An 18,725-nucleotide genomic window follows, 5' to 3' on the forward strand; every position below is an offset into this window, starting at 1 on the left:
CCCACAGCTCACGGCCCGCGGCCGGTTCCTGCACTCCGATTTTCGGACAGAAACCGGCCGCGGGCCTTTTCCTACCCGCGTTCGACCTTTATAGTCAGAATGACCATTAAGGGACGGAGGGCAGGTGAACCGCTTCACGCACGGACTGGTGTTCGGGAAGTTCTACCCGCCGCACGCCGGCCACCACCACCTCGTCCGCACCGCCCAGGACCGCTGCGAGCGGCTGACCGTGCTGGTCCGCGCCGCCTCGGCGGAATCGGTCCCGCTCGCGGACCGGGTCGCCTGGATGCGTGAGGTGCACCCGGACGTGTCGGTGGTGGGCGCCGTCGACGACATCCGGACGGATCCCCACGACCCGGCGATCCGGGACGCCCACCTGGCGGTCCTCACCACGGCCGTGCCCGAGCCCGTGGACGCCGTCTTCACCTCGGAGCCGTACGGGGACGAACTCGCCCGCCGCCTGGGGGCCGAGCCCGTCCGCGTCGACCCCGGCCGCACGGTCTTCCCGGTCTCCGGTGCCGCTGTGCGCGAGGACCCGGCGGGCTGCTGGGACTTCCTCGAACCGCCGGTGCGGGCCGCGCTCACCCGCCGGGTCGTCGTCCTGGGCGCCGAGTCCACCGGCACCACCACGCTGGCCCGCGCCCTCGCCGCCCACTACCGCCGGCGCGGCGGCGTCTGGGCGCTCACCGGGTACGTCGCCGAGTACGGGCGCGAGTTCGGCGAACAGAAGCTGGCCGCGCTGCGCGCCCGGTGGCCGCGGGCCCAGTGGGAGGACGTCGTCCTCACCACCGACGACTTCGCGCTGATGGCCGAGGTCCAGAACGCCCGGGAGGAGGCGGCCGCCCGCACCGGATCCCCGGTGCTGGTCTGCGACACCGACTCCTTCGCCACCGCGGTCGGGCACGAGCGGTACGTCGGCGGCCGCAACCCGCTCGCCGAGCGCGCGGCCGACCGGGTCACCCACCACCTGTGGCTGCTCACCGACCACGAGGGCGTCGTCTTCGAGGACGACGGGCTGCGCGACGGCGAGGAGCTGCGGCCCTGGACGACCGACCGCTTCCGCGCCGAACTCACCCGTACCGGAAGGAACTTCATCGAACTCACCGGAAGCCGCCAGGAGCGCCTCGCCGCGGCCGTCAAGGCGGTCGACGCCCTGCTCGCCAAGGGCTGGGACTTCGCCGCGCCCCTTTCGGAGCGGCGATGAGCGGCGCCGCCCCCGAGGGCTACGACCCGCACGCCTTCGAACCGTTCGCGGTCACCGTCGACCTGGCCGTCTTCACGGTCCGCGACAGCCGGCTGCACGTCCTGCTCGTCGAGCGGGGCGAGGACCCGTACAAGGGCCGGTGGGCGCTGCCCGGCGGCTTCGTCCTGCCCCGCGAGTCCGCCGGGAGCGCGGCCCGCCGGGAGCTGGCCGAGGAGACCGGGCTGAACGAGGACACCGTCTCGGCCCTCCACCTGGAACAGCTGCGAACCTACAGCGACCCGGACCGCGACCCGAGGATGCGCGTCGTGTCCGTCGCCTACGCCGCGCTCGTACCCGATCTGCCCGAACCGCGCGGCGGCGGTGACGCGGCCAGCGCCGGGTGGTGGGACGCCGGAGAGCTCGGCGCGCTCGCCTTCGACCACGACCGCATCCTCGCCGACGCACAGATCAGGATCGGCGCCAAACTCGAGTACACCTGTCTGGCCACAGCGTTCTGCCCGCCCGAATTCACCCTGGGGGAACTCCAGCAGGTGTACGAGACGGTCTGGGGCGTCGAGCTGGACCGGCCGAATTTCCGGCGCAAGGTCCTCACCACGCCCGGCTTCGTCCAGGCCGTGGAGGGATCGCCGCGCCGCACCGGCGGACGCGGGAAACCGGCCGCCCTCTACCGGGCGGGCGCCGCGACCGCCCTGCACCCCCCACTGCTGCGACCGGAAGGAAGAAGCACGTGATCGTGACCAGGACCATCACCAAACAGGCCGCCACCGGCGCGCTGACCGGGCTCGCGCTCGGCGACGCCCTCGGCTTCCCGACCGAGTTCAACAACGTCCCCTCGATCCTCGCCAAGTGCGGGCCGTGGCGCCAGATGAGGCTGCCGAGGCCGGCCATCGTCAGCGACGACACCCAGATGACCCTGGCCCTGGGGCGCGGCATCCGCGCCGCCATGGACCGCGGACTGCTCACCCCGCTGCGGCTGGTGCGCCCGGTGCGCGACGAGTTCGTCGACTGGTACCACTCGCCCGACAACAACCGCGCCCCAGGCCGCACCTGCATGACCGCCTGCCGGATGCTCGACAGCGACCGGATCTGGCAGGAGGCCAGCCAGACCGGCTCCAAGGGCTGCGGCGCCAACATGCGGGTCGCACCCGTCGGACTCGTTCCCGGACTGAGCGACGAACAGCGCGCCGGAGCCGCCCAGTTGCAGGCGGCCCTCACTCACGGACACCCGACCGCGCTCGCCGCGTCCGACCTGATGGCCCGCGCGGTGTACCTGCTGGCCCAGGGCGCCGAACCGGTGGGGCTGATCGGGCAGCTGCGCAGCTACGCGTACGAGAACAGCAGCCACTACCTCACGCGCTGGCTCGGCGACCTCTGGCGCTACGCGGGCGACTCCTCGCCGGAGCTCTACATCCAGCGGGGCTGGGAGGAGTGCCTCACCGCGCTGGAACGCGTCCAGGACGCGCTGCGCAACCCGTCCCCGGAGACCGATCCCTGCGAGGCGACCGGCGACGGCTGGGTCGCCGAGGACGCCCTGGCCACGGCCCTGCACTGCTTTCTGCTCTTCCCCGACGAACCGGTCACCGCCCTGCGCCGTGCCGCCTGCACGCGGGGCGACTCGGACTCGCTCGGCTGCCTGACCGGCGCACTGGCCGGGGCGCACCTGGGCTCGGGGGCCTGGCCCAAGGAGTGGTCGGAGCGGATCGAGTACCGCAGCGACCTGCTGTCGCTGGGGGCGCTCTGGGACTCCTGAGCCATGGGTACGGGCGGGTTCGACGCGTCGCGCGAACCGGTGGCGCGGGTGCGGCTCGACCCGGCGTCAGCCGGCTGAACCGCCCCCGTCCGGCAGCGCGGCAAGCGCCGACGCCTGCCGGGCGCGGATCAGGAAGTCCTCGATCCGGGCCCGGTCCGGGTCCGCGGGCAGCGGGGAGGCGTCGGCGGCCGCGTCGTTCTCCTCGGCCAGCCTCGTCATGCGCCGCTCCACCTCCGGCCAGGGCACCTCGCCCCGCCTGACCGCCAGCAACTCCTCGCGGTCCGCGCCCACGTCGATCGTGAGCTCTCCCGTCCGCAGCAGATCCCGGCCGCTCGCCAGCAGCCGCAGCAGATGCATGGCGTGCTTCCAGCGCGGCGCCCCGTACTGCCGTACGTCCGCGTCCAGCTTCCGGCGCTGGCCCAGCGCGTAGCGGACGAAGGTCCCGTGCGCCCGCCGGGACAGGAACGCCCCGCGCAGCGAGAGCAGCTCGCGGCCGGTCGCGTCGGCGTGCTCCACCAGAGGAGAGTGCAGGCACTCCAGCACATTGGGGTTGGCCCGCAGTGCCAGTTCGCAGAAGCGCTCCAGCTCCCAGGAGAACTGCTCATCGGCCGGTCCCTCGACATGGGCCGGAGGCTTGTCGAACCGCCAGAACAGCGGGGTCGGCGCGAGGAAGACCCCGCGCCGGTCGGTGTCGCTGCCGTCCGTGGCGAGCCCGAAGGCGCGCGAGCCCATCACGCAGGAGTAGACGGTGTGGTCGCGCACCAGCGCCTCGTCGGAGGGAGTGATCATGCGGGGGAGGGTACGCGCACGGTTTTCGCCACCGTCTCACGGACAGGGCGCCCCGGCGGCCGGCCGCGCCTCCCCTCTACGCTGAAACCCAAGCGCACGCAGCGGTACGGACGAGCGCGCGAAGCGTACGGACAAGCAAGGAGCACGACGTGGCGGTACGAGCGGTCCGCGGAGCCGTCCAGCTGGAGCGGGACGAGGCAGGACACATGGACGAGCAGGTCAGCGCCCTGCTCACCACCGTCCTGGAGCGCAACAGTCTCGTCGCGGACGACCTGATCAGCATCTGGTTCACGGCCACCCCCGACCTGCACAGCGACTTCCCGGCCGCCGCCGCGCGCGGGATCGGTATCGTCGACGTGCCGCTGATCTGCGCCCAGGAGCTGGACATCGAGGGGGCGATGCCCCGAGTGGTCCGGATCCTCGCCCACATCGAGACCTATCTCCCCAAGTCGGAGATCGCCCACGTCTACCTCGGCGCCACCGCCGCCCTTCGCAAGGACATCGCCCAGTGAGAACCGCCGTTGTCATCGGAACAGGCCTCGTCGGCACCTCCGCGGCCCTCGCCCTCGCCGGGCGTGGCATCAAGGTCCACCTCGTCGACCAGGACCCGGAGTCGGCCCGGACGGCGGCCGCGCTCGGCGCGGGCACCGACGAGGCCCCCGAGGGACGGGCCGATCTGGCGATCATCGCCGTACCACCGGCGCACACCGCGTCCGTGCTCGCCACCGCCATGCGCGCCGGCGTCGCCCGCGGCTACCTCGACGTGGCCAGCGTCAAGGGCGGCCCGCGCCGCGACCTGGAGGCGCTCGGCGTCGACCTCGCCCCGTACATCGGTACGCACCCCATGGCCGGCAAGGAGCGCTCCGGACCGCTCGCCGCCACCGCGGACCTGTTCGAGGGCCGCCCCTGGGTCCTCACCCCGACCCGCGACACCGACACCGAGGTGCTCAACCTCGCCCTGGAGCTCGTCGCGCTCTGCCGGGCCGTCCCGGTCGTCATGGACGCCGACGCCCACGACAGGGCCGTCGCCCTCGTCTCCCACACCCCGCAGCTGATCTCGTCGATGGTCGCCGCCCGGCTGGAGGAGGCCGACGAGACCGCCGTACGCCTCTGCGGCCAGGGCATCAGGGACGTCACCAGGATCGCCGCGTCCGATCCCCGGATGTGGGTGGAGATCCTCTCCGCCAATCCCGGACCGGTCGCCGACGTCCTCGCCGGGGTCGCCGCCGATCTGGAGGAGACCGTCACCGCGCTGCGCGGACTCCAGTCCGCCGACGAGGACAAGCGGCGCGAGGGCACCGAAGGCATCCAGGACGTCCTGCGCCGCGGCAACGCCGGCCGGGTCAGGGTGCCGGGCAAGCACGGGGCGGCCCCCGCCTCGTACGAGGTCGTCGCAGTCCTGATCAGCGACCGGCCGGGCGAGCTGGCCGGGATCTTCGCGGACGCGGGCCGGGCCGGGGTCAACGTCGAGGACGTCCGGATCGAGCACGCCACCGGCCAGCAGGCGGGTCTCGTGCAGCTCATGGTCGAGCCGAAGGCCGCCCCGGCCCTCAGCGCCGCTCTGCGCGAGCGCGGATGGTCGATCCGGCCGTAGGGTCTGTCGTCGAACTGCCGCCTGCCGCCTGCCGCCTGCCGCGCGGTGTCCGGCACGCACGCTCGCGGCCGCTCCCGGCCCTTGCGGCACCCGGCCGGGAGGCACTTGTCCACAGGGGTGGTCGGGCCCGCGCCCGCACTCGGTAACCTTGTGCGGGGCGGGTTCGCGCGTCCCGTCCCGCCCACCCCGTGTACCAGGAAGGTGTCCACCACCGTGGAAACCGTAAGCGCCGCCGCCCGGACCGCCCCGGCCGCAGTGATCGTCGCCATCGACGGGCCCTCCGGCACCGGCAAGTCCAGCACGTCCAAGGCCGTCGCCACCCAGCTCGGCCTGAGCTATCTGGACACCGGTGCCCAGTACCGGGCGATCACCTGGTGGATGCTGAACAACGGCATCGACGTGCACGACGCGATGGAGGTGGCCACCGCGGCAGCCAAGCCCGTCATCGTCTCCGGCACCGACCCCACCGGCCCGACGATCACCGTCGACGGCGAGGACGCCTCCGGACCGATCCGCACGCAGGAGGTCACCTCCAGTGTCAGCGCCGTCAGCGCCGTCCCCGAGGTGCGCACCCGGATCACCGAGCTGCAGCGCACCATCGCCGAGGGCGCGCAGAAGGGCATCGTGGTCGAGGGCCGGGACATCGGCACGACCGTGCTGCCCGACGCCGACATCAAGATCTTCCTGACCGCTTCGCCGGAGGCACGCGCCGCCCGCCGCAGCGGAGAGGTGAAGGGCTCCGATCTCGCCGCCACCAAGGAGGCGCTGATCAAGCGCGACGCCGCGGACTCCGGCCGCAAGACCTCACCGCTCGCCAAGGCGGACGACGCCGTCGAGGTGGACACCACCGAGCTGACCCTCCAGCAGGTCATCGAGTGTGTCGTCACCCTCGTCGGGGAGAAGCAGGCGGCGAAGTGAGCCCAGCCACGCTCGCGCCCACCCTGCGCGGAGCGGCGGTCGGGCGCGGCATCGGGATCGGGCTGATGTACGGGCTGTTCAGGCCCCGTGTGCTCGGCGCGTGGCGGGTCCCCGCCTCGGGACCCGTCATACTCGCGGTGAACCACTCGCACAACGTCGACGGTCCGATGCTGATGGGCACCGCGCCCCGGCCCGTCCACTTCCTGATCAAGAAAGAGGCGTTCGTCGGCCCCCTGGACCCGTTCCTGCGCGGAATAGGTCAGCTGAAGGTGGACCGTACGACCGCCGACCGCACCGCCATCACCCACGCCCTCGGTGTGCTGGGGGACGGCGGGGTGCTCGGGATCTTCCCCGAGGGCACCAGGGGCGAAGGAGACTTCGCCTCGCTGCGCGCCGGGCTCGCGTACTTCGCGGTACGCAGCGGGGCGCCGATCGTGCCCGTGGCCGTCCTGGGGAGCACCGAGCGGCGCGGACGGCTGATATCGGCGCTGCCGCCGCTGCGCAGCCGCGTCGATGTCGTCTTCGGGGAGGCCTTCGAGGCGGGCGACGGCAGCGGCAGGCGGACGCGCAAGGCGCTGGACGAGGCGACGTTGCGGATCCAGGGACGGCTGACCGGCCACCTGGAGCAGGCCAGGCGCCTCACCGGGCGTGCTGAGTAAGACTTGAGTAGTGGACCGCGTGCTGCGTGGTCCATCGATGATGATGTAAAGAGGAACGGACTTCATGAACGACCAGATTCACTCCGGCGGCTCGGACCACGAGCACGGAGCGCTTGGCGATGCCGAGTACGCGGAGTTCATGGAGCTCGCCGCGCAGGAGGGGTTCGACCCCGAGGACGTCGAGGGCGCGATCGGTGAGGCCGGTCACGGACCGCTTCCGGTCCTCGCCGTCGTCGGCCGCCCCAACGTCGGCAAGTCGACCCTGGTGAACAGGATCATCGGCCGCCGCGAGGCCGTCGTCCAGGACAAGCCCGGCGTCACCCGTGACCGCGTCAGCTACGAGGCCGAATGGGCGGGCCGCCGCTTCAAGGTCGTCGACACCGGCGGCTGGGAGCAGGACGTGCTGGGGCTCGACGCCTCCGTCGCCGCTCAGGCCGAGTACGCCATCGAGACGGCCGACGCGGTCGTCTTCGTGGTCGACTCCACGGTCGGCGCCACCGACACCGACGAGGCCGTCGTCAAGCTGCTGCGCCGGGCCGGCAAGCCCGTCGTGCTCTGTGCGAACAAGGTCGACGGACAGAGCGGTGAGGCGGACGCCTCCGCGCTCTGGTCGCTCGGCCTCGGCCAGCCGCACCCGGTCTCCTCGCTCCACGGCCGCGGCACCGGCGACATGCTGGACGCCGTCCTGGAGGCGCTCCCCGAGGCCCCCGCGCAGCTGTTCGGCACCGCCCTCGGCGGCCCCCGCCGCATCGCGCTGATCGGCCGTCCGAACGTCGGCAAGTCCTCGCTGCTGAACAAGGTGGCCAACGAGGACCGGGTCGTCGTCAACGAGCAGGCCGGCACCACCCGTGACCCGGTCGACGAGCTGATCACGCTCGGCGGCATCACCTGGAAGTTCATCGACACGGCCGGTATCCGGCGCCGGGTCCACCTCCAGGAGGGCGCGGACTACTACGCCTCGCTGCGTACCGCGGCCGCCGTGGAGAAGGCCGAGGTCGCCGTGATCCTGATCGACTCCAGCGAGTCGATCAGCGTCCAGGACCAGCGCATCATGACCATGGCCGTCGAGGCCGGACGCGCGATCGTCGTCGCCTTCAACAAGTGGGACACCCTCGACGAAGAGCGCCGCTACTACCTGGAGCGCGAGATCGAGACGGAGCTCGCGCAGGTCGCGTGGGCCCCGCGGGTCAATGTCTCGGCCCTCACCGGCCGCCACATGGAGAAGCTGGTCCCGGCGATCGAGACCGCGCTGAACGGCTGGGAGACCCGTGTTCCGACGGGCCGGCTGAACGCCTTCCTCGGCGAGATCGTCGCCTCCCACCCGCACCCGATCCGCGGCGGCAAGCAGCCCCGCATCCTCTTCGGCACCCAGGCGGGCACCAAGCCGCCGCGCTTCGTGCTCTTCGCCTCGGGCTTCCTGGAGCACGGCTACCGGCGCTTCGTCGAGCGCCGGCTGCGCGAGGAGTTCGGCTTCGAGGGCACCCCGATCCACATCTCGGTACGGGTCCGCGAGAAGCGCGGCCGCAACAAGTAGGCGGCGGATGACGCGGTCCCGGTGCGTGAGCGCCCGGACCGCGTCCGTCCCCGGGCTTCACGGAGCCCCGGACACGGAGGAGCCCCGGACCACTCGTTCTCCGAGCGGTCCGGGGCTCCTCCGTACGGTCGGGCGCCCTCCGCGGTCAGGCTCCGGCGTACGACGGTCAGGCTCCCCGGGAGCCCGGCGGCAGCGCGGCCTGGACCCGGCCCGCGTGCCGCCCCACCCGCTGCCAGGAGCCGAGGCTCCCGGTGTGCGTACCGGGGCTGGTGCCGCCGTGCCCGGTGGCTCCGCCCGTCCCACCGGACGCACCTGTTCCGCCGTGGCCCGAGTGGCCGCTCAGCGGGGCGCGGGAGCCGAAGAACCCACTGCCGAAACTCGGAAGCCCGAGGCTCTCCTCCCCGCTCCGGTCACCTGGCAACGCCCTGAACGACCGGCGGTACTCGGAGTACAGCGCGTCGTAGATCGGGGTGCGGGACGGGCCACCCGATGGGTCCTGCGCGGGACGCATGGCCGGGATCGGGCTCGGACGCTGGTGGGAGGGGTCGTATGAGTGCACGTATCTGCCAACGACCCCACCGCCCGTCGGATGCGGGCCCGCCGGAGAAATAGCTGTTCGGTGAGGCGCTCCGGAGTGCGCGGACACGGTCAGGTACCGGCCAGCGGCATCGCCGCGGCGACCAGGATCCCGCCCGCCGAGGCCTTCTCCAGCGCGTCGCGCAGCAGGTCCTCGCGGGGCTGCTGGCCGATCGCACCGGCCGGGGCGGCGTAGACGAGCACGGTCTGCGACTTGTTGACCGCGGTCCGCCACCCCTCGGTCACCTGGAGGGGTGCGTGCGCCTGCCACCAGGCCACCGGGGCGCCGCCGCCGGTGCCCGGCTGGAGCACCGCGTGCAACTGTCCCATGGCGAGCAGGATCGACCAGCCGTGCAGCACCTCGGGGACCTGGCCCATCCGCTGGACCGGGTGGAAGCCCTGCTCAAGCAGCAGCTGGAGGAACTCGTCGCCGCCGCTGCCGTCCGTGCCGGGCCGGGCGATCGCCCCGGTCGGTTCGACGACCAGGGCCGGGTGGAGTTCGTCATCGATCAGGACGAGGCCGCTGGTGATCCCCAGCACGGCCTGCTCGGGGTTCAGCCGGTCCTGGATCTCCTGCTCGCTTCCGGTGATGCTGCGCACGGCCCCCTGCAACTGCTCCTCGGCGACCTGGACGACCTGGGAGGGGATGCAGGTCGCGTGGGCGAAGGCGAGGACCGCGGTCTCGTCGCCGACGAACAGCACCGTGCTGGTGCGTTCCTGCTCGGAGTCGCCGGGGGTGCGGCAGGAGGTGCAGTCGTAACTGCCGGGGGCGTTGTCGCCGACAAGCAGCCGGTCGGCTTCGGCGTCGCCGATCTCGGCGCGTACGTCCTCGCTGACGTCGAGCATGCGCGGCACGGGTGGCTCCTCGGACTCGGTACGTGCGCCGGGCGGTTCCCGGCTCATGAAGAAGACAACGGGTCAGCTGCTGCCGGGGTCACGCGAGAAAGCGAACGGAATCGAACCGAGGAGCCGACCGGTTCGGCGATATACCGACAAGTCCGGACGGTGGAGAGCGTAGAGCGCGGCCGGGGCCGGGGCCGGTCGAGGAGGCGGTGCCCGTGCCGGCGGGGACCGCGCTCGTGCCGCCCCGCCGGCGGCGGTGCCCGCGGCGGCTGCCCGATGCCGGAAAGCGGGTGATTCGGGTCGTCCGTTATACGGGCAGCACGGCAGGGCCGGTCCGATGGTGTGGATATTGTGAGCATGGGATAAGGGTGCGATAAGGAAGGATGAATTCCCGGCGGTCCCCTCTCTTTCGGGAGGGTATTCCGGAGGGAAATCGATGCCGCCCGGCAGCGGATATTCGACCGCTTTTCGGGCCTTCTTCGCTGATAGTTTCCGGGCCTGTGCGATTACTGTGCGTCGGCTTGCGAATCGCGCGTTCGGGTGAGGAGGTCCGGTGGGAACACGTGTGGTGATGCTGTGACACAAGCGTGACCGGTGAGGGACGTGAGGATGCCGTGCGACCGGGCGGCGCCCCGGGTTCCGCCGCCGTCCGGGGCCGCCTACGGTGAGAGGCATGGCACCCATACCGACTCCTTCCGCCCAGCCCGACGACACTCCCGGCGCGTACGTCGGCCTCACCGCCGAGACCGCCGAACGGCGGGCCAGGGAGCATGGCTGGACCACGGTCAGAGCCCTGCCGCCGGGCACCGTCATCACCATGGAGTTCCAGGGCGGCCGGATCAACTTCGAGGTCGACGCCGGCGCCGTGAAGCGCTGCTGGATCGGCTGAGGCTCCCCTGCGGCCTCCGGCCCGCCCCCCGGGCGAGGCCCCGGACCGGCGCGTCCGCGCCCCGGCCGTATGAGTGAGGGCCCCGACCGGAGTCGGGGCCCTCACTCATACGGGGGAGCGGCTGTACGTACCGTCCCCGCCGCTCGTAGGGGTCAGCCGCCCGCCACCGGCCGGGCCGGCGCCGTACCGCCGCGCGGGGTGCGGTCCGCGTGCGGCGGGCGGCGGCTGCCGGCCGGAGTGACCGGGGTGCGTTCCGAGCGCACCGCGTGGCTCTGGTGCGCGGGAGGCGCGGTGTAGGCACGCGGGCGGCCGCCCGCAGACGCAGACGCAGCCGCAGTCGTGGCCGCAGCTGTGGTCGTGGTCGTGGTCGTGACCGAGGCCGCCTGGCGGCTGCCCGCGGCGACCGGCTCGCGGGCCGGGCTCTGCGCCGCGGTCTCGCCCACGGCCGGCTGTCCGGCCGGAACCGGCCGGGGGTCGCCCGCTGCGACGGGCGGGGCCGGTACGAGCCTGCTGCGGGCGCTCAGCCGCTCGCGGGCGGCGAAGATCCAGTCCTCCGCCCGGGTGATCAGCGGCTCGCACCACGGCAGGCCGAGCAGGATCAGCAGCCCCGCCGCCCAGCCGAGCACCACATCGCTGAGCCAGTGCGTACCGAGGTACACGGTCGTCAGGCCGACCCCGAGCGACACGACGGCGGACATCGCCGACAGATAGCGCCTGGCCCTCGGCGTGGCGGCCAGGTAAGCAAGGATTCCCCAGGTCACGACCGCGTTGGCGGTGTGCCCGGACGGAAATATATCGCCGCCGGCGAAGAGTTCGGCCGAGCCGACCTGGGTCGCGTAGTGCGGTCCGAGCCGGCCGAGGCCGTACTTGACCGCCCCCACCGTCGCGTTGAGCAGCAGCAGTGAGACGCCCAGTGTCAGCAGGGGGCGCAGGGTGTGCTGCCGCCAGGAGCGCCAGCCGAGCCAGCAGGCGACCATCACGGCCGTGGGTCCGCGCTGACCGAGTACGACGTAGTAGTCGAGGAAGGCATGGATGCCGGGCCACTGCTGGTACGGCCGGAAGAGCATGACCTTCCAGTCCAGGGTCACCAGCCAGGACGACATGAGCACGGCAATGACGATGGCGAGATAGAACGCCAACGTCCCGCCGAAGAGAGCGATGCGGTGACGGCTCATCCGCGGTGTCTCTATCTTCGGCGGCTCCGGCTCCCGGTCCAGGCGGGCAAAGATGTCGGTACGCACCCAATCGACGTTACAGCGAGTGAGTGGGTGACTCGGTCGATCCGGCCGCTTTGTGATGACGATGTGATGTGGACTATGTCTCAGCGCGGTCGGTTTTCCTGAACCTCCGAAGAATGCTGGATTCCTTCCGTTCTATTTCTTTGGCACCCGCGTCGGAAGAGTTTTTGGATATTGACGGAAAAGCGCACGGGATACCGAAGTGTATTCAACAGGAGCTCCGGGGGAGTGGAACGGACGGTATCGGTCCGGTTACTCGACGCCCTCACTCGCCGGCCGGCGGGCGATTCGCGACGCTTCCGGAGGCCGTCGTACGCACCGCCGAACGTGACGTCTCCGCAGGTCGTGTGGGGTCTCCTGGTGGGTCTGCCCGGCTGGAAGCAGTGGCGTACACCACACTTGGAGGCCATTGGCGGTATGAGATGGGCCACGTGTAGCCCTGCCGAACTCGCGTACGCTGCGGACCACTCGCCCGTCGATGCCGGGCCCGGAGAGGCAGCGAACGCTGAATCCCCAGGGGGCCTGCCGAGCGCGAGGGACCTTGGGAGGTAGATGCATGTCCGGGACGACCACAGCCCGAACCCGCCTGCGCGCAGCCGCCGACGGTGCCAATCGATGGGTCGTCCTGGTCGTCCTCTGCCTCAGTCTGCTGCTCGTGGCGCTCGACGCCACGGTGCTGCACGTCGCCGTCCCCGCCGTCACCGAGGACCTGCGGCCCAGCGCCGTCGGGCTGCTGTGGATCGTGGACGCGTATCCGCTGGTCTGCGCCTCGCTGCTGATCCTCTTCGGCACCCTCGGTGACCGGGTCGGGCGGCGGCGCGTCCTGCTGCTCGGCTACGCGCTCTTCGGGGTCGCCTCCGCCGTCGCCGCCATGGCGGACAGCGCGGGCGTGCTCATCGCGGCGCGGGCCCTGCTCGGCGTCGGCGGCGCCATGATCATGCCGGCCACCCTGTCGATCCTCCGCCAGGTCTTTCCGGACCGGCGCGAGCGGGCCATGGCGATCGGCGTGTGGTCCGCGGTCGCCGCGGTCGGCGCCGCCGCCGGACCGGTCATCGGCGGCTTCCTCGTCGAACACTTCTGGTGGGGCTCGGTCTTCCTGATCAACATCCCGCTGATGGCCCTGATCCTTCCGCTCGGCCGGCTGCTGCTCCCGGAGTCCCGGGGCAGCGACGACGGCCCCTGGGACGTGCTCGGCGCCCTGATGGCCGCGGCCGCTGTGCTCGGGGTGGTCCTGGGCGTGAAGCGGGCGGGCACCGGCGAGGGTCTCCTCGGACCGGCCACGCTCCTCCCCCTGCTGCTCGGGGCCGCGCTGCTCTTCGCGTTCGTCCGCCGCCAGAAGCGGCGGACGCACCCGCTGATCGACATCGGGATGTTCGCCAGGCCCGCCTTCTCCACCGCGGTGGGCTGCATCGTCCTGGCCATGCTGGCCCTGGTCGGCCTGGAGCTGATCGCCGTCCAGTACCTCCAGCTCGTCCTGGGCCTCAGCCCGCTGGAGACCGGCCTGCGGCTGCTGCCGCTCACCTTCGCCGCGATGGCCGCGGGCGCCACCGGCTCGTACACCCTGCGCCGGGTCGGGCCGCGCCGGATGGTCGGCTGGGGCTTCGTCCTGACGGCCGCCGCGGTGCTGATGCTGACCGCGATGGGGCAGCACGACCGGCCCGGTCTGCTGACGGCGTCCTTCGTCCTGCTCGGCTTCGGGCTCCAGTCCACGCTCTTCGGCGCGTACGAGTCGATGCTCAGCGAGGCCCCCGCGGACCGGGCCGGCGGCGCGGCCGCGATCGGCGAGACCTCCTACCAGCTGGGCGCCGGCATGGGGATCGCGCTGCTCGGCAGTGTCATGAACGCCGCGTACGTCCCGGGCCTCGCGCGGCTCCCCGAAGCGGGTGTCCCCGCCCCGGCCGCCGCCGCCGCCGCCCACTCGCTCGGCGAGGCGTACCAGGTGGCCGCGCAGCTGGGCGGCCCGCTCGGTCAGGTGCTGCGCTCCACGGCCCGGCACGCCTTCATCGGCGGGCTGCACATCACCCTGCTGGTCAGCGCCGCGCTGCTGCTGCTCGGGGCGCTCGCCGCGCTGCGGCTGCCGAGGGTGATGGAGTGCCCGCCGCTGCTCTGCGAACCCCGCGAATCCATGGACGACCGCCAGACCGCCGGGGCCGGGCAGGACGAGGATTCCCGCGGTCGCCGGGGCCGCGAGGCGCCGGTGGCGGACCGGCCCAAGGTGCTGCTCCCGCTCCCCGCCGCGCGGCAGCCCGCCGAGGCGACCGGCTCTGGACGCACGGCACACTGAGTCGTAACGTCAGCACGGCGCCGTAACTAACACTGCTAGTTTTCGGCGTCACCCGTACCGCCCTCAGTACCGTGCGAGCCGCCGGAGGCACATCCTCATGTCCACCGCTCCGTCCTCGAAACTCCCGCCCTTCGACCCCCGCGACCCCCTCGGCATCGACGACCTCCTGGGCGCCGAGGATCTCGCGATCCGCGACACCGTCCGGGCCTGGGCCGCCGACCGGGTCCTGCCGCACATCGCCGAGTGGTACGAGAACGGCGAGCTGCCCGGCATCCGCGAACTGGCCCGCGAACTCGGGGCGCTCGGGGCCCTCGGCATGTCCCTGGAGGGCTACGGCTGCGCGGGCGCCACCGCCGTGCAGTACGGGCTGGCCTGTCTGGAGCTCGAAGCGGCCGACTCCGGGATCCGCTCGCTCGTCTCCGTGCAGGGCTCCCTCGCCATGTACGCGATCCACCGCTTCGGCTCCGAGGAGCAGAAGCGGCAGTGGCTGCCCGGCATGGCGGCCGGCGAGATCATCGGCTGCTTCGGCCTCACCGAGCCCGACCACGGCTCCGACCCGGCCGGCATGCGGACGTACGCCAGGCGCGACGGCGAGGACTGGGTGCTCAGCGGCCGCAAGATGTGGATCACCAACGGCTCGGTCGCCGGGGTCGCCATCGTCTGGGCGCAGACCGACGAGGGCACCGCGGGCGCCGGTATCCGCGGTTTCGTCGTGCCGACCGGTGCCCCCGGATTCTCCGCACCCGAGATCAGGCACAAGTGGTCCCTGCGCGCCTCCGTCACCAGCGAGCTGATCCTCGACGAGGTGCGGCTGCCGGCCGATGCCGTACTGCCCGGCGTCACCGGTCTGCGCGGACCGCTCAGCTGCCTCAGCCATGCCCGCTACGGCATCGTCTGGGGAGCCATGGGCGCCGCACGGGCCAGCTTCGAGGCGGCCGTGGACTACGCGGGGACGCGTGAGCAGTTCGGGAAGCCGATCGGCGGCTTCCAGCTCACCCAGGCCAAGCTCGCCGACATGGCCGTCGAACTCCACAAGGGCATCCTGCTCGCCCACCACCTGGGCCGCCGGATGGACGCGGGCAGGCTCCGCCCGGAACAGGTCAGCTTCGGAAAGCTGAACAACGTGCGGGAGGCCATCGAGATCTGCCGCACCTCACGCACGATCCTCGGTGCCAACGGGATCTCGCTGGAGTACCCGGTGATGCGGCACGCGACGAATCTGGAGTCGGTGCTCACCTACGAGGGGACCGTGGAGATGCACCAGCTGGTGCTGGGCAAGGCGCTCACCGGCCTGGACGCGTTCCGGTGAGCCGGAACAGCGGCAGGGCCGATCAGTGAGCGCCCCGCTCAGCTCTGGTTGAAGAAGCCGTCGGCCGGCCGGCCGACGGCTTCGCCGTTGACGACCTGGGTGTCGGCGGGAGTCAGCAGGAAGACCCGGGTGGCCACGCGGTCGATCGACCCGCGCAGTCCGAAGATCAGCCCCGCGGCGAAATCCACCACGCGCTTGGCGTCGGCGGAGTCCATGGAGGTGAGGTTCATGATCACCGGGACGCCGTCCCGGAAGAGCTCACCGATGCTCCGGGCGTCCCGGAAGCTGTCCGGGGTCACGGTGGCGATCCGGCGGCCCGTCTCCTCGGCCGTCTCGGACGCCACCCGCACCCGCGGATCGGTCACCCAGGCCTGTCCGGTCCCGGTCCGTGCACCCTCGGAGTACTCGTCGTCGTCGTAGTACCGCTCGTCGTTGTCCTCTACGAGGCCCAGCCAGGCACTCGCCTTGCGCACCGATCCCATGGACGCCTCCTCTCACCGCGGTTCCTTGGCGTTCCGCATCTCTTTCGTATCCCTATGGTCGTCCATCATGCGGATCGTGCGCCAAGGGGATTGGCGGCGCGCAGGGCATTCGTGACGGTACTGGTGCAGAGGATGTGGTGATTCGTCAAGGTTCCTCCTGTAAAAGGGCACTGGCGAAAGAAAATATGATGCTCCGGGCCGTATGGGTGACATGGGGGACGTACGGGTGAACGGGACGCTCGATACGATGCACGGCGCGCACTCGCCCGAGCGTGGCGCACAGCTGAACGACACCCGGGGGATCGTCGTGTTCGGAATAGTCAGGCCCTGCACCCATCGACTGTCGGAGGGGCTGAAGGCCGAGTGGATGGCCCATCTCTGCGGGCTCTGTCTGGCACTTCGGTCCGACCACGGGCAGTTCGCCAGGATCGTCACGAACTATGACGGCCTGATCGTCTCGGTCCTGACGGAGGCTCAGACCGAACGCACGCCCGCACAGCGCCGCACGGCGGGGCCCTGCCCGCTGCGCGCGATGCGGACCGCGCCGGTCGCGCGGGGCGAGGGGGCCAGGCTGGCGGCCGCCGTCTCCCTGGTGCTGGCGTCGGCGAAGGTGCGGGACCACGTCGCCGACCGGGACGGGCTGTTGAAGCGGCGCCCGGTCGCGGCGGCGGCCCGCAGGGTGGCGGCGGGCTGGGACCGCGCCGGGGCGCGTACCGGCGCACAGCTCGGTTTCGACACGGCGTTGCTCGTCGACGCCGTCGACCGGCAGACCGGTATCGAGCTGCTCGCTGGCCCCGGCACCCCGCTGCTGACGGTCACCGAACCCACCGAGACGGCCACCGCCGCGGCCTTCGCGCACACCGCCGTACTCGCGGGCAAGCCGCGGAACGCCGCGCCGCTGGCCGAGGCGGGACGCCTCTTCGGACGACTCGCGCATCTGCTGGACGCCGTGGAGGACCAGGAGGCTGACGCCGCGTCGGGTGCCTGGAACCCGCTCACCGCGACGGGCACCTCGCGCACCGAGGCCCGGCGGCTGTGCGACGACGCGCTGCGCGGCGTACGGCTGGCGCTGCGCGACGCGGAATTCACCGACGGCGAACTGGCGCACGTGCTGCTGGCGCACGAACTGCGGCGCTCGGTGGACCGGGCCTTCGCCACGGACGTCTGTTCCCATCAGTCGGGCGGCCTGCCGACCGAGGGTCCCGGAGGAGCCGGCCATCCGTCAGGAGGCCGGCACACGGGGGCGTTCGGACCGCCGCCGGGCAACCCGTACGCACCCTCGGGACCCGGGGCCCCCTTCGGCCCGCCGCAGCCGCCGCCGGAACCCCCGCGCGACCGGCGCGGGCTCATAGTGGGGTGCCTGGTGTGGGCGGGTCTCGCCTGCACCTGCCAGATGTGCTGCGGCACCTTCGACGATCCGTGGAGCCGCCAGCGCCGCGAGGGGCTGTGCAGTCAGTGCGACTGCGGTGACTGCTGCGATGGCTGCGACTGCTGTAGCAACTGTGGCGATTGCTGTGATGGCTGTGACTGTTGCGACTGCGGGTGCGACTGCGGCTGCTGAGTCCGCGTCACCTGATCTCGGGCGGTGAGATCCGCGAGGTCCCGATCGCCGATTCGCTGATGCCCCACTTCTCCAGGATCCGGTCGTAGGTGCCGTCCGCCTTGAGGCTGCTGACCGCGGCCTGGAAGGCGGGCGCCAGCGGGGTGCCCTTCTTGAACGCGAAGCCGACGTCGAGACGCTTGAACTCGTTGAGGAAGCGCACGCCCTCCTGCTGCTTCACGGCGTACCGCAGTCCGTTGATGGTCGACATCACCACGTCGGTCCGCCCCTGCTGGAGCGCGCTCCAGACGGCGGCCAGGTCGGAGTACGTCTTCACGTCGTACGGCTTCTCGCCGGCCTCGGCGCACCGGTGCCTGTTCTCCTCCAGGGTCACCTCGAACGTGGTGCCCGCGGCGGTGCCCACCGTCAGACCGCAGAGCTGGCTCAGATCGGTGACCTTCTTCAACTCGCTGTCGTCGCGGACCGCGAAGCCCTGCCCGTCATTGAGGTAGGTGACGAAGTCGATGGTCCGGCGGCGCTCGTCGGTGACCCCGAAGTTTCCGGTGCCCACGTCGTACTTCCCACTGCCGAGCGCGGGCAGGATCGCCTCGAACGCGGCGACCTCCCGCTTCGGCCTCAGGCCGAGCACCCTGGCCACGGCGTCCGCGACGTCGATGTCGGTACCGGCCAGGGTCTTGCCGTCCTCCAGGTAGGTGGCACCGGGCGGGGTGCCGACGCTGGAGGCGATGTTCAGGGTCCCGGAGGAGCGGACGGAGGCCGGCAGCAGGCCGGCCGCGGCCTCGTCCCGCTTCACCCCCGACACGACGTCGTCCGTGGGGATCGCGTTCCTGGCGGCGGGACCGGCCGCACCGGAGGGGGCGGCCGCCGGATCGCCGGAACCGCACGCGGTGAGAGCCAGCATGGCCGCGGTGATCAGCGCGAAGGCAGCGGTGTGCCGGGTACGGGGCATCAGAGAAGGTTCTCCAGTTTTCGGCGGCCGTGGACGGGCGCGGGCAGCGCGAGGCAGCCCACGGCCGGGGCGGAGGAAGACGTGCTGCGACGTCGCGGGACTCAGTGCGAGGGGAGGGTGAAGCGCTGTCGCGTACGTGAGGGCAC

18 protein-coding genes are annotated in these 18,725 nt (G+C 71.9%); 12 read left to right on the top strand and 6 right to left on the bottom strand.

Features of this window, described 5'->3' with window-relative positions; genetic code table 11:
- The first annotated feature begins 124 nt into the window (after nt 1-124).
- Genes ACZ6S6_RS19045 through ACZ6S6_RS19055 form a run of 3 tightly spaced genes read left to right on the top strand, consistent with a single transcriptional unit; the run spans nt 125 to nt 2,954 of the window.
- Nucleotides 125-1,204 (top strand): AAA family ATPase, encoded by a 1,080-nt coding sequence (locus ACZ6S6_RS19045; RefSeq protein ID WP_469706311.1) that lies wholly within the window; start codon nt 125-127, stop codon nt 1,202-1,204.
- On the top strand, nt 1,201-1,935 hold the full coding sequence (locus ACZ6S6_RS19050; RefSeq protein WP_362965569.1) for an NUDIX hydrolase: 735 nt from the start codon (nt 1,201-1,203) through the stop codon (nt 1,933-1,935). Before ACZ6S6_RS19045 ends, ACZ6S6_RS19050 begins: the two co-directional genes overlap by 4 nt.
- Nucleotides 1,932-2,954: an ADP-ribosylglycohydrolase family protein gene (locus ACZ6S6_RS19055; RefSeq protein WP_362965571.1), complete on the top strand. Its 1,023-nt coding sequence runs from the start codon at nt 1,932-1,934 to the stop codon at nt 2,952-2,954. The genes ACZ6S6_RS19050 and ACZ6S6_RS19055 overlap by 4 nt, the downstream gene beginning before the upstream one ends.
- A 66-nt stretch (nt 2,955-3,020) precedes the next feature.
- On the opposite strand, the gene ACZ6S6_RS19060 is transcribed toward ACZ6S6_RS19055, so the two are convergent.
- Complete coding sequence (locus tag ACZ6S6_RS19060) at nt 3,021-3,743, bottom strand: nucleotidyltransferase domain-containing protein (protein ID WP_362965573.1); 723 nt, start codon at nt 3,741-3,743, stop codon at nt 3,021-3,023.
- A gap of 149 nt (nt 3,744-3,892) precedes the next feature.
- Here ACZ6S6_RS19060 and aroH point away from each other — a divergent pair, with 149 nt between their 5' ends.
- From aroH to der, 5 genes are all read left to right on the top strand, one after another.
- Nucleotides 3,893-4,255: a chorismate mutase gene (gene aroH / locus ACZ6S6_RS19065; RefSeq protein ID WP_362965575.1), complete on the top strand. Its 363-nt coding sequence runs from the start codon at nt 3,893-3,895 to the stop codon at nt 4,253-4,255.
- The gene (locus tag ACZ6S6_RS19070; protein ID WP_362965577.1) at nt 4,252-5,337 is read left to right on the top strand and encodes a prephenate dehydrogenase; all 1,086 of its coding nucleotides are present in this window, start codon (nt 4,252-4,254) and stop codon (nt 5,335-5,337) included. Before aroH ends, ACZ6S6_RS19070 begins: the two co-directional genes overlap by 4 nt.
- A gap of 201 nt (nt 5,338-5,538) precedes the next feature.
- Nucleotides 5,539-6,255: a (d)CMP kinase gene (gene cmk / locus ACZ6S6_RS19075; protein ID WP_362965579.1), complete on the top strand. Its 717-nt coding sequence runs from the start codon at nt 5,539-5,541 to the stop codon at nt 6,253-6,255.
- Nucleotides 6,252-6,914 (top strand): lysophospholipid acyltransferase family protein, encoded by a 663-nt coding sequence (locus ACZ6S6_RS19080; protein WP_362965581.1) that lies wholly within the window; start codon nt 6,252-6,254, stop codon nt 6,912-6,914. The genes cmk and ACZ6S6_RS19080 overlap by 4 nt, the downstream gene beginning before the upstream one ends.
- A gap of 64 nt (nt 6,915-6,978) precedes the next feature.
- On the top strand, nt 6,979-8,448 hold the full coding sequence (der, locus tag ACZ6S6_RS19085; protein WP_362965583.1) for a ribosome biogenesis GTPase Der: 1,470 nt from the start codon (nt 6,979-6,981) through the stop codon (nt 8,446-8,448).
- A gap of 166 nt (nt 8,449-8,614) precedes the next feature.
- On the opposite strand, the gene ACZ6S6_RS19090 is transcribed toward der, so the two are convergent.
- Nucleotides 8,615-8,959: a hypothetical protein gene (locus ACZ6S6_RS19090; protein WP_469706312.1), complete on the bottom strand. Its 345-nt coding sequence runs from the start codon at nt 8,957-8,959 to the stop codon at nt 8,615-8,617.
- Nucleotides 8,960-9,096: 137 nt separating this feature from the next.
- Nucleotides 9,097-9,879 carry a hypothetical protein gene (locus ACZ6S6_RS19095; protein ID WP_362965587.1) on the bottom strand — a complete coding sequence of 261 codons (783 nt, stop codon included), beginning with the start codon at nt 9,877-9,879 and terminating at the stop codon, nt 9,097-9,099.
- Nucleotides 9,880-10,540: 661 nt separating this feature from the next.
- On the opposite strand from ACZ6S6_RS19095, the gene ACZ6S6_RS19100 reads away from it, so the two are divergent.
- On the top strand, nt 10,541-10,756 hold the full coding sequence (locus ACZ6S6_RS19100) for an I78 family peptidase inhibitor (RefSeq protein WP_362965589.1): 216 nt from the start codon (nt 10,541-10,543) through the stop codon (nt 10,754-10,756).
- A gap of 152 nt (nt 10,757-10,908) precedes the next feature.
- Here ACZ6S6_RS19100 and ACZ6S6_RS19105 read toward each other — a convergent pair whose 3' ends face one another.
- A complete protein-coding gene (locus tag ACZ6S6_RS19105) occupies nt 10,909-11,997 on the bottom strand; it encodes a phosphatase PAP2 family protein (protein WP_469706313.1) in 1,089 nt (362 codons plus the stop codon).
- Between the two features lie 553 nt (nt 11,998-12,550).
- Between ACZ6S6_RS19105 and ACZ6S6_RS19110 the strand changes: the two genes are divergently transcribed.
- Together ACZ6S6_RS19110 and ACZ6S6_RS19115 are read left to right on the top strand one after the other, a co-directional pair.
- Entirely contained in the window at nt 12,551-14,278 is a 1,728-nt protein-coding gene (locus ACZ6S6_RS19110) for an MFS transporter (RefSeq protein ID WP_469706314.1), read from the top strand.
- Between the two features lie 97 nt (nt 14,279-14,375).
- The gene (locus ACZ6S6_RS19115) at nt 14,376-15,587 is read left to right on the top strand and encodes an acyl-CoA dehydrogenase family protein (RefSeq protein ID WP_362966545.1); all 1,212 of its coding nucleotides are present in this window, start codon (nt 14,376-14,378) and stop codon (nt 15,585-15,587) included.
- A 38-nt stretch (nt 15,588-15,625) separates the two neighbouring features.
- Here ACZ6S6_RS19115 and ACZ6S6_RS19120 read toward each other — a convergent pair whose 3' ends face one another.
- On the bottom strand, nt 15,626-16,069 hold the full coding sequence (locus tag ACZ6S6_RS19120) for a cell division protein SepF (RefSeq protein ID WP_469706315.1): 444 nt from the start codon (nt 16,067-16,069) through the stop codon (nt 15,626-15,628).
- 307 nt (nt 16,070-16,376) lie between these two features.
- On the opposite strand from ACZ6S6_RS19120, the gene ACZ6S6_RS19125 reads away from it, so the two are divergent.
- The gene (locus ACZ6S6_RS19125; RefSeq protein WP_469706509.1) at nt 16,377-17,630 is read left to right on the top strand and encodes a DUF5685 family protein; all 1,254 of its coding nucleotides are present in this window, start codon (nt 16,377-16,379) and stop codon (nt 17,628-17,630) included.
- Between the two features lie 7 nt (nt 17,631-17,637).
- On the opposite strand, the gene ACZ6S6_RS19130 is transcribed toward ACZ6S6_RS19125, so the two are convergent.
- Nucleotides 17,638-18,579 carry an ABC transporter substrate-binding protein gene (locus ACZ6S6_RS19130; protein ID WP_469706316.1) on the bottom strand — a complete coding sequence of 314 codons (942 nt, stop codon included), beginning with the start codon at nt 18,577-18,579 and terminating at the stop codon, nt 17,638-17,640.
- Nucleotides 18,580-18,725: the final 146 nt, after the last annotated feature.

The organism is Streptomyces sp. NPDC048671 (genome assembly GCF_055587045.1).